General features: G+C 40.6%; 7 protein-coding genes and 14 tRNA genes. 2 read left to right on the top strand and 19 right to left on the bottom strand.

Annotation, left to right across the window (positions count from 1 at the left end; translation table 11 throughout):
* Positions 1–5: 5 nt before the first annotated feature.
* Together C5L21_RS00395 and C5L21_RS00400 are read right to left on the bottom strand one after the other, a co-directional pair.
* Positions 6–1,073 (bottom strand): glycosyltransferase, encoded by a 1,068-nt coding sequence (locus C5L21_RS00395; RefSeq protein ID WP_012305452.1) that lies wholly within the window; start codon positions 1,071–1,073, stop codon positions 6–8.
* 89 nt (positions 1,074–1,162) lie between these two features.
* Positions 1,163–3,364 (bottom strand): LTA synthase family protein, encoded by a 2,202-nt coding sequence (locus C5L21_RS00400; protein ID WP_004902191.1) that lies wholly within the window; start codon positions 3,362–3,364, stop codon positions 1,163–1,165.
* Positions 3,365–3,422: 58 nt separating this feature from the next.
* On the opposite strand from C5L21_RS00400, the gene C5L21_RS00405 reads away from it, so the two are divergent.
* On the top strand, positions 3,423–3,866 hold the full coding sequence (locus C5L21_RS00405; protein WP_004909319.1) for a GNAT family N-acetyltransferase: 444 nt from the start codon (positions 3,423–3,425) through the stop codon (positions 3,864–3,866).
* Here C5L21_RS00405 and C5L21_RS00410 read toward each other — a convergent pair.
* Both C5L21_RS00410 and C5L21_RS00415 read right to left on the bottom strand, forming a co-directional pair.
* Positions 3,863–4,666, bottom strand: coding sequence for a DUF6681 family protein (locus C5L21_RS00410; RefSeq protein WP_004909322.1), 804 nt, complete (start codon positions 4,664–4,666; stop codon positions 3,863–3,865). The two genes, C5L21_RS00405 and C5L21_RS00410, sit on opposite strands and share 4 nt — an antisense overlap.
* Positions 4,667–5,095, bottom strand: a complete 429-nt coding sequence (locus C5L21_RS00415) for a hypothetical protein (RefSeq protein ID WP_004902196.1) — start codon at positions 5,093–5,095, stop codon at positions 4,667–4,669.
* A 276-nt stretch (positions 5,096–5,371) separates the two neighbouring features.
* On the opposite strand from C5L21_RS00415, the gene C5L21_RS00420 reads away from it, so the two are divergent.
* Positions 5,372–6,145, top strand: coding sequence for a TIGR01457 family HAD-type hydrolase (locus tag C5L21_RS00420; RefSeq protein WP_004909326.1), 774 nt, complete (start codon positions 5,372–5,374; stop codon positions 6,143–6,145).
* A gap of 38 nt (positions 6,146–6,183) precedes the next feature.
* Here C5L21_RS00420 and C5L21_RS00425 read toward each other — a convergent pair whose 3' ends face one another.
* The 15 genes from C5L21_RS00425 to C5L21_RS00495 all read right to left on the bottom strand — a co-directional run bounded on the left by C5L21_RS00425 (position 6,184) and on the right by C5L21_RS00495 (position 9,100).
* Complete coding sequence (locus C5L21_RS00425; protein WP_004905072.1) at positions 6,184–7,386, bottom strand: MFS transporter; 1,203 nt, start codon at positions 7,384–7,386, stop codon at positions 6,184–6,186.
* A 361-nt stretch (positions 7,387–7,747) separates the two neighbouring features.
* Positions 7,748–7,821 (bottom strand) — tRNA-Ile (locus C5L21_RS00430).
* A gap of 22 nt (positions 7,822–7,843) precedes the next feature.
* Positions 7,844–7,914, bottom strand: a tRNA-Gly gene (locus tag C5L21_RS00435).
* Positions 7,915–7,943: 29 nt separating this feature from the next.
* A tRNA-Phe gene (locus C5L21_RS00440) sits at positions 7,944–8,016 on the bottom strand.
* A gap of 24 nt (positions 8,017–8,040) precedes the next feature.
* Positions 8,041–8,114, bottom strand: a tRNA-Asp gene (locus C5L21_RS00445).
* Between the two features lie 2 nt (positions 8,115–8,116).
* Positions 8,117–8,190 (bottom strand) — tRNA-Met (locus C5L21_RS00450).
* Between the two features lie 27 nt (positions 8,191–8,217).
* A tRNA-Ser gene (locus tag C5L21_RS00455) sits at positions 8,218–8,307 on the bottom strand.
* A 29-nt stretch (positions 8,308–8,336) separates the two neighbouring features.
* Positions 8,337–8,410: transfer RNA gene (locus C5L21_RS00460), tRNA-Ile, on the bottom strand.
* 15 nt (positions 8,411–8,425) lie between these two features.
* Positions 8,426–8,499, bottom strand: a tRNA-Met gene (locus C5L21_RS00465).
* 27 nt (positions 8,500–8,526) lie between these two features.
* Positions 8,527–8,600 (bottom strand) — tRNA-Pro (locus C5L21_RS00470).
* Between the two features lie 66 nt (positions 8,601–8,666).
* Positions 8,667–8,740, bottom strand: a tRNA-Arg gene (locus tag C5L21_RS00475).
* Between the two features lie 5 nt (positions 8,741–8,745).
* Positions 8,746–8,829 (bottom strand) — tRNA-Leu (locus C5L21_RS00480).
* A 5-nt stretch (positions 8,830–8,834) separates the two neighbouring features.
* A tRNA-Gly gene (locus C5L21_RS00485) sits at positions 8,835–8,906 on the bottom strand.
* A gap of 7 nt (positions 8,907–8,913) precedes the next feature.
* Positions 8,914–8,986 (bottom strand) — tRNA-Thr (locus tag C5L21_RS00490).
* A gap of 41 nt (positions 8,987–9,027) precedes the next feature.
* A tRNA-Val gene (locus C5L21_RS00495) sits at positions 9,028–9,100 on the bottom strand.
* Positions 9,101–9,118: the final 18 nt, after the last annotated feature.

A 9,118-nucleotide genomic window follows, 5' to 3' on the forward strand; every position in this document is an offset into this window, starting at 1 on the left:
TCAGCTTAGTTGTCAAAGGTAGGGCTTAAAATCGCTTCCCATTGTGCTAAAATGGGGGCAATTTTAAAGTCCTCAACACGTTGTAAGCTGCGTTGTGCATATTCTTCTCGTAACTGTATATTGTTTAATAATGGTCGTATCGCATCATATAAGGCATTGACATCGGTTGCCGGTGTAATCAACCCATACTTCCCTGATTCTAATACTTCTGCAGATCCGGTGTTATACATGGCAACTACTGGCAAGCCAAAACTCATTGCCTCAGCTAAAACAAGCGGTAACCCTTCCCAGCGAGAAGTTTGCAAAAAAATACTGGCTGCCCTGTAATGCTTCTTTAGTGCTTCGTCCTTCAGTGCACCACGATAAATAAGCTTATCAGCCACATGATTTTGTTCGACTAAACTATGAAAACGACTAACATCGCTATCTGTCCCACCACCTGCTATGGCTAACTGCCAATCATGAGGTAGTTTAGCGGCAAATGCTAAAGCCAAATCCAGACCTTTATGTTCAATCGCAATCCGCGATGTCAAAGCAATCGTATGCTGTGATAAATCGGCACGACCATCAGGCACAATTGTGAGTGGATTCCATATTTTTGTTGTATGATTATACTGTGAAAAACCAGCTAAATCTGTTTCAGTTAAAGCAACGATTCCATCAAGAGCACGTAAGCCAGCATCAAATTCTGTTCGCATTTTAGCATAATACTGCGTCTGATACGTTGTCACATTATTGTGCATCCAACCAATTACTCTCGTATCTGGTAACGTCATATGTGCTGCAAAGCTAGCTAACAGCCCTCCGGCTAAGATAACTACGTCAAACTCACGTGCAACCGTTTCAAAAGCCTTAATTTCATCATTAAAACGTTCAAATGGTCGTGCTTCATTGTCTAATACACAGGGTGTTTTGGCAACCAGCAATGGTGCTTCTAATGTATAAAAAGGGACAATATCTGAAAAACTATAATAAACTAAGTTATGTTTTTTTGCTAACGCATTACCGACAACGGTTGTCGCCCGTTTCATACCACCTAAACCAATATTCTCTAGTGCCATTAGTATCTTCATCTAGCGCACCTCCCACTGTGTTGCATTAATTGTAACAAAAAAACACCACGTTGACTGACTAAATGTTAACAGTTCCTGGTGTTTTTTAGTTACTCACTTTGACTCCAATCATCTGCGTTACGTGGCAAAACACGTGTAGAATCAGTTTGCTGATCATTGGCTTCCGGTGCATCAGTAACATACTGACTCAAGGTTGAACGATTATGTCGTTTAGAAAAAAGGCTTTTAGAGGCTTTCCCTAGGGACTTGTTATCCTCTTTTAGACGCGCAATTGTCGCTTTTTTACCATAATCATAGTCTTTCGGATCAACTGTTTTGAAACCTTTTGGTTTATAAAAACGCAATAAGTTTTTCTGATTGAGATTATCGGACATGTCCAACTTTTCATTAACGCCTTTTTGGATGGTATCAAAAAGTTTTTGTTGGTCTGGCGTCGGCGTATCAATCATAATATTAGTTTTAACATTCCAATAACGACCTGATAAGCTAGCATAATCAGGTGTTATCCAGTCCTTGTTACGAAAGGCTACAACTTCAGAATGTTGTTTGCTTAACATATCTTGACCAAATTGAATATACCGCTTAGAACTAATGCCTAATAGATGCTCTATAGTTGGGGCAACATCAATTTCTGCGCCATACCGATGGTCGATATAGCCCTGCTTCATCCCTGGTATGTAAACCATAAACGGCACACGCTGTAAATTAGCATTATCTAAATCGTTCCATTGGTTCGCATCTTTACCCAACATTGGCGCTAAATATTTAGCATCTGTATTCGATATCCCGTAATGATCCCCATAGAGTACAACCATTGTATTTTTAGCTAATCCTGATTTTTCTAAATAGGTAAAGAATTCTTTTACAGATTGATCTAAATAATGATTCGTAACAAAGTAATTATCTACAATTTTAGAACCACTGTTGGACGTCACAAAATTTGGATCCTTATCTTCACGATCAAGTGTGTACGGTGTATGGTTTGTGACGGTAATATATTTACTATAAAATGGCTGCTGTAGATTTTCTAGGTAAGGAATAGAGCCTTTGAAAAGTAGTTTATCTTTCAAGCCCCAAGTTGTCGCTTTTTGACCAGTAACATCAAAGTAGTCGCCAGACACCCAATTCTGATAGCCCATATGTTTATAAACATTGTTACGGTTCCAAAAAGTACCAGTATTGCCATGAAAAACTGCACTAGAGTATCCGGCACGCTGTTTTAAAATAGCCGGCATGGCTTGGAACGTTTGATCATTGCCTAATTTTGAAAATAATGATCCCTGCGGCAAACCAAAAGTAGATGTCTCTAACATATTTTCCGCATCAGACGTTTTTCCCTGGCCAACCTGGTTAAAGAAGTTATCAAATGCAATCGTGCTTTGGTTATGATAGATACTATTTAAAAAAGGTGTTACTTCTTGACCATTAATTTTACGATCAATTGACATCTGTTGAAAACTTTCCAGATGAATAACAATAACATTTTTTCCTTTTGCTTTACCATAGAACTCTGGATTAATTGCGGCGTAATGTTTTGTCACATAATTTTTTACCTGTGTAAATTCTTCTGGTGTGGCACTTTTACGTACTTGACTAGTTTGATAAGTGTTAAAAGCATCATACATCATAAACGGACCCAAGCCTAAATACTTAACCATATACTCTCGGTCAAATTGACGTGTCAGTAACTGGGGTCTATCAATGTCTGCCACCAAAATATTAGCTGTCAGCACAAATAGACCAACTGTAAATATTTTGAATGGCTTAAACCGTGGCAAGGTCTGCGCATCAAGCTTAATTTTGCGTGCCAGCATGAGAGCAATAATCACAACAATATCTATCCAAAAAAAGACATCATGAAAACCAAAAGAAATGGCTCCGGCTGCTTTACCACCTTGATTAATCGTATTGTATCCTAGCACTGTATTAACGGATAAGAAATCCGAAAATTCTCGAAAATAAATGACATTGAGATAGAGCAAAAGCGACATCACGGTATCTAAAATCAATACTGCCCCATAATACAACTGTCGTGGTTTAATAAATAGTGTCAGACTAAATAAAACCAATGCAAACCCAATTGGGTTGATAAGCATTAACAGTACCTGGATTGGTTCTTGGACATGTAACCACTCAAAGTCGGCACCATAAGCCAATATTGTTTTAAATGTCAATAATACAACAATCCAATTAAAAAAACCTTGTCGTGTATTAAGTTGACGCAACCAGTTATGCGGTAAAATCACATTCTGCCAAAAATTTGTTAACCACTTTTTTACTCGTTTTTTCATAAGTATCATTATACCAATAAGCTATACGCTCTGCCTTAAATCTTGTTATAATACTTCTATGACAACACAAATTAAACATCAATCCGGTCTCAGCCATATCCATGACGATGCCCTATATATCAGAAAAATCGTTTTTGTAACGGAACAAGGTGTGCCATTAGATGATGAATTGGACAATCCTGAAAATGAAGAAAAAGCCATCCATATCGTTGCCTATGTTGCCAATCAACCCGCTGCTACAGCACGATTACTTGAAGAAACGCCAGGTACTTGGCATGTGCAACGCGTTGCTACTTTAAAAAATATGCGCCAGCGCGGCATTGGAAAAGAGATATTCCACTATATCGAGGCACTTGCACCGTCATATCACATTCATTGTCTTTATTTAGGCGCGCAGCTACATGCCAGTCCCTTTTATACACAGATCGGATTTGTCGCCTATGGGCCTGAATTCATTGAAGCAGGAATTAAACATATTAGTATGAAAAAAGAATTGAACTAGTTTTCAATTCTTTTTTCATACGCTACCTCAACCTGAATCTTATAAGGTCGCTCAACGTTAGCTAGGCCACGTCGTGTCGCAATATGCCCTGCGCCACCAAGAATAACAGCAGACGACAATGCCAAACGATAATGCTGCAATGCTTGCTTTGTCGGTGTCATGCCTACCATAACTAAGCTGCCTAAATCGTATGCTTGAAGTTGATTGACGCCACCCATAATTTTAACGGTATCGCCTGTAGTTAACATGTCAAAATATGGTAACAGCGTACCCGGATGATTAGCGAAAACAACGCCACGTTGGGCTATGATTTGTCGTTGTGCCTGCTCTCCAAGATGACCATAATCGCGTTGAATTAAGCCCAAATCATCTAATAACCTAACCAGCTGATCAATATTATCTTGCTGTGTACTATCGATTTCAATAACACCTGTCATTGTATTTTGCCGTTGGTAAAGGCCATTTACAGGCATAATAACTGATTGTTGTGGCTGTTGTTGACCTTCTTCATTATGTGGTCCACCTAAAACTTGCTCAATTCGTGGTGAAACATCCCACTTCACAGTTTTATCAGTGAAATAGTAGACTAGGTTCAAAACAACAAAATATAATAAAACTACAAAGACAGCTGCAATCAGACCGCCACGCAGCCAACGCCCATTTTCAAAAAAACGGTAGGCTAAGTAGAGCAGGTACCACACACCAACGGCGCCAACAACAGCATATATACGGCCCTTAGTACGTGAATTAGTTGTAAAATATCCAAGGTAATGGTTAATTAAATCTAGAATTGTAAACATCTATTGCCCACCCCCTGTGTTATTGCCATTTGTACGCGCTGGTGGTGTCGTCGGTGTACTAGACTTAGCACTTGGTTGATTAGGTACAGCCTTATCTGTATCAACGGATGAAGTACTGTTTGACGATGGCATGGCACTACTTTTTTCTGTGACCGACGCCGCTGAGTTCGTTGAAGACGACAATATACTGTCTTTACTAGAAACACTAGGCGCTGATTCACTGTCCGATACAGCGCTAGTTGTACTATCAGATCGACTACTATCAATTGGCGCTGATGTGCTGATGCTACTTTCTCGTGGCACAACCCGCTTTCCTTCACTTGTACCGGTAGCCACATTAACCGCCAAATTAGCTGCACTAATAGCCACTATTAGTGAAACAATTGCTGACGGTGTTAGAAAAGGCGGGGTACGGTATTTTTTAACCATAATAAATCCCAATCATTATTTTTTAATTCTCTTTGTTTATTAGTAAACAAAGGCTCTCAACTTATTCTATCAGTATCACTCACTTACTGCAAAATTCTCCCCCTTAAGCAACGAAAACCCGCAACTGCTTGCGGGCGGACATTTTTATAAAATATTTTAGGAGATTTTATTTTTAGGGAGATTGAGATTGGAGAGAGGTCCGTTGATTCGTTGTTTGATATCAACACTTGTTGATGTATATAATATAATTGACACAAATTAAATGGAGATTAAATCATGTCTGACTATAAAAACTACTTTATCGATCTTGATGGTACAATTTATCAAGGTAAAATTAAGTACCCCTCGGGAAAAAGATTTATTGACCGCTTACGAGCAAAGGATATACCCTACTTATTCGTGACGAATAATTCCACCAAAAGCCCTCTTGCCGTGGCAAAAAACCTCAGTGAAAACCACAATATTCCTACAACGCCCTCTCAAATCTATACTAGCGCCATGGCTACTGCCGACTATTTGAAAAATATTTTGCCAAAGCAAGCTAAGCTATACATTATTGGCGAGTTAGGCCTCATTGAAGCCCTATCAGCAGCTAATTTTGACGTTGTCGACAGTACTAGTGCTGATGCCGTTATTGTTGGGTTAGACCGCCAAATAACATACGATAAGATGGCTCAGGCTACTATCGCTATTCAAAATGGCGCTAAATTCATTGCGACAAATACTGATACTAATCTTCCTACAGAAAACGGTATGATGCCTGGAGCCGGCGCACTAGTCGCAGCTATTCAAACTGCAACAAATGTCGCCCCAACTATCATCGCTAAACCAGCATCTCCCATTATGTTAGGGGCTTTAAATTATATGAAAGCCACCAAAGATGAAACAATTATGGTCGGGGACAACTACCATACCGATATTTTAGCAGGTATCAATAATGGGATTGATACCTTATTAGTGTACTCAGGTGTTTCAACAAAAGATCAAATTGCTAAACTGGCCAAGAAACCAACTTATGAAGTCGATTCTCTCGATGATTGGTCAATATAAAAAGCAACTGTTTCATGTGAAACAATTGCTTTTTTATTTTATGCTAATTCTTTAGCTTTTGTAACAACAGTTTTCTTTGTCTTACCTGACTTGTAGAATAGTAGGTATAAGATTGCTGAAATAACTGGAATAACTGCAGCGACAAAGTACAAATCTCTAAATGGCATTTGTGCATGCAGGGCACCAAATACATAAGGTCCAACACCCAAACCTAAGTCTAGACCAATAAAGTATGTTGATAAAGCAATCCCAACGCGATGACTTGTCACTAACTTTAATGAAACGGCCTGGCCATTTGACATAAAGGTGCCATAGCCTAAACCAATAAATGCACCTGAAACCAGAAGCATAATGCCATTAGTCGTTAGTCCCAAAATGATTAAACCAATCGTTAAGCAAATATAACTGGGATACATAACCATATTTTCACCATAGCGGTCAAAAATTCGTCCTGACATTGGTCGTGTTGCAGTCACGATACCTGCATAAACAACGAAGAAGAATGAACTAATGGAAACTAAGTTCAATGTTTCCGCATATGACGCTAAGAATGATAATACACTTGAATAAGAAAGTCCCATCAAGAAACCAATGAATGCAATTAACAATACTTTATATTCAATGAAACTTGAGACTTTCCATGATTTTAGTTCTGCTAAGTGTTCTGGAGTTAATACGACATTGTTGATTTGAATAGCAAACAATGCAAGCATTGATAAAGCAATTAACACAACAGAAAGAATTACAATGAAGTGGAAACTTGTTGCATTAAGCAGGAGTAACCCAATAAATGGTCCAATTGCGGCTGCTAAACTAGTACTCAAACCATAATAATTTATTCCTTCACCCTTACGTTGCTCTGGGATAAATTCAGTCACAATCGCATTCAAAGCAGTAGAGGTCATACCATACGCAAAACCATTAAGTAGACGCACTGTATCTAAAATAGCAATTGTGGGAACAAACATATAAGCTGCAGTCGTAATAAGATAGAAAATCGCTCCCCAACGTGCGACACGCTTGCGCCCAATAATTTCCAATTCTTTTCCCATAATGAGGCGAGCAACAAGAGTACCAATAATATAAATACCCGATGCCAATCCAGCTTGTCCAAACGAAGCATGCAGCTGGTCATGCGCAATGACAGCAATAATAACCATCATCAAATAATAAACTAAGTAAACAATGAAATTAATCAGTGTAATTGTGATAAAACCTTTATTGAATAATTTTTCTTCCATCAATCCGTCCTTCGTAATCAGTCAACATAGCAATATTCGCAACGCTACGTTGGTGATGGTGATTGGCGAAGAACAGTCTTTGTACCATCCATTTTCTGTAAACCCCATTCGTTTTTACACTGCAAGCTTGCATGAAAACGTTGTAAACCGAAACAGTTAATTTTAGAATACCACTTTTTCACAAGGGACGCAAAATTTTTTTAATTATCTCATAAAATTGTCAATTAAGTTAACAATTCAAGGTGTTGTTTACGGCTTTTTTAAAATCATCTCGTGAAATTTATTATTAGTGATTTGTTTTCTGTAAACAATCATTACTTGCAAACAAAAAAGGATGTTTCCATTGAAACATCCTTCATCATGGGCCTGACAGGACTCGAACCTGTGACCCCTGCGTTATCAACACAGTGCTCTAACCAACTGAGCTACAGGCCCTTCTTATGCTTCTCAACATAAAAGCGAATGACGGGAATCGAACCCGCATAGCCAGCTTGGAAGGCTGGAATTCTACCATTGAACTACATTCGCATCTCTTACTGGATGCCCTGAGACATCTATGGCGCTGGACGGAATCGAACCGCCGACACTACGAGCTTCAATCGTATGCTCTACCAACTGAGCTACAGAGCCATCTTAGTATGTCCCCATACTAAACGGTCACAGCGGGGCTCGAACCCGCGATCTCCTGCGTGACAGGCAGGCGTCCTAACCAGCTAGACCATGCGACCAATTGCGGGAGCAGGATTTGAACCTACGACCTTCGGGTTATGGGCCCGACGAGCTACCAGACTGCTCCATCCCGCGATAATATTATTTTGGTATCTCTACCTAAGGAGAATGTGGGATTCGAACCCACGCGCCGATTTCTCGACCTGACGGTTTTCAAGACCGTTCCCTTCAGCCAGACTTGGGTAATTCTCCATCATCTCTTGCTTGACTCTCGTCCTGCATGGACCTTGTTGGACTCGAACCAACGACCGGACGGTTATGAGCCGTCTGCTCTAACCAACTGAGCTAAAGGTCCTATATCTCGAGCCTATCGCGGCAGGGGGGATCGAACCCTCGACCTCCCGGGTATGAACCGGACGCTCTAGCCAGCTGAGCTACACCGCGATCGTCTTTGACAATTTTCCTTGCCAATCGGGACGACAGGATTCGAACCTGCGACCCCCTGGTCCCAAACCAGGTGCTCTACCAAGCTGAGCTACGTCCCGAAAAGTTCTACGAGAGCTTCTGCCCCTTTAAACTTAAAAAAAGAGTTTGAATTCCTTCAACCTCTATGCACCTAGCAGGAGTCGAACCTGCAACCTCCTGATTCGTAGTCAGACGCTCTATCCAATTGCGCTATAGGTGCATATATGCCGGCGACCGGGATCGAACCGGTACGATATCTCTATCGCAGGATTTTAAGTCCTGTGCGTCTGCCTATTCCGCCACGCCGGCATACAAGCGGAAGACGGGATTCGAACCCGCGACCCCCACCATGGCAAGGTGATGTTCTACCACTGAACTACTTCCGCAGAATCATGCCGACTAAAGGACTCGAACCTTCGACCCCCGCTTTACAAGAGCGGTGCTCTACCAACTGAGCTAAGTCGGCATCGCTTTATCCCGACGTGCCGGTTTCTTGACTTTCGCCAATGGACGCTACAGGGATCGAACCTGTGACCCCCTGCTTGTAAGGCAGGTGCTCTCCCAGCTGAGCTAAGCGTCCATAATGGAGAGGAAGGGA

The organism is Leuconostoc citreum, assembly GCF_004354555.1.
GTDB classification, from domain to species: Bacteria; Bacillota; Bacilli; order Lactobacillales; family Lactobacillaceae; genus Leuconostoc; species Leuconostoc citreum.

What these genes read in the sequence shown, in the direction of transcription:
- C5L21_RS00400 (WP_004902191.1), bottom strand. Translation starts at nt 3,364, where the DNA reads ATGAAAAAACGAGTAAAAAAGTGGTTAACAAATTTTTGGCAGAATGTG.
- C5L21_RS00395 (WP_012305452.1), bottom strand. Translation starts at nt 1,073, where the DNA reads ATGAAGATACTAATGGCACTAGAGAATATTGGTTTAGGTGGTATGAAA.
- C5L21_RS00425 (WP_004905072.1), bottom strand. Translation starts at nt 7,386, where the DNA reads ATGGAAGAAAAATTATTCAATAAAGGTTTTATCACAATTACACTGATT.
- C5L21_RS00405 (WP_004909319.1), top strand. Translation starts at nt 3,423, where the DNA reads ATGACAACACAAATTAAACATCAATCCGGTCTCAGCCATATCCATGAC.
- C5L21_RS00420 (WP_004909326.1), top strand. Translation starts at nt 5,372, where the DNA reads ATGTCTGACTATAAAAACTACTTTATCGATCTTGATGGTACAATTTAT.
- C5L21_RS00415 (WP_004902196.1), bottom strand. Translation starts at nt 5,095, where the DNA reads ATGGTTAAAAAATACCGTACCCCGCCTTTTCTAACACCGTCAGCAATT.
- C5L21_RS00410 (WP_004909322.1), bottom strand. Translation starts at nt 4,666, where the DNA reads ATGTTTACAATTCTAGATTTAATTAACCATTACCTTGGATATTTTACA.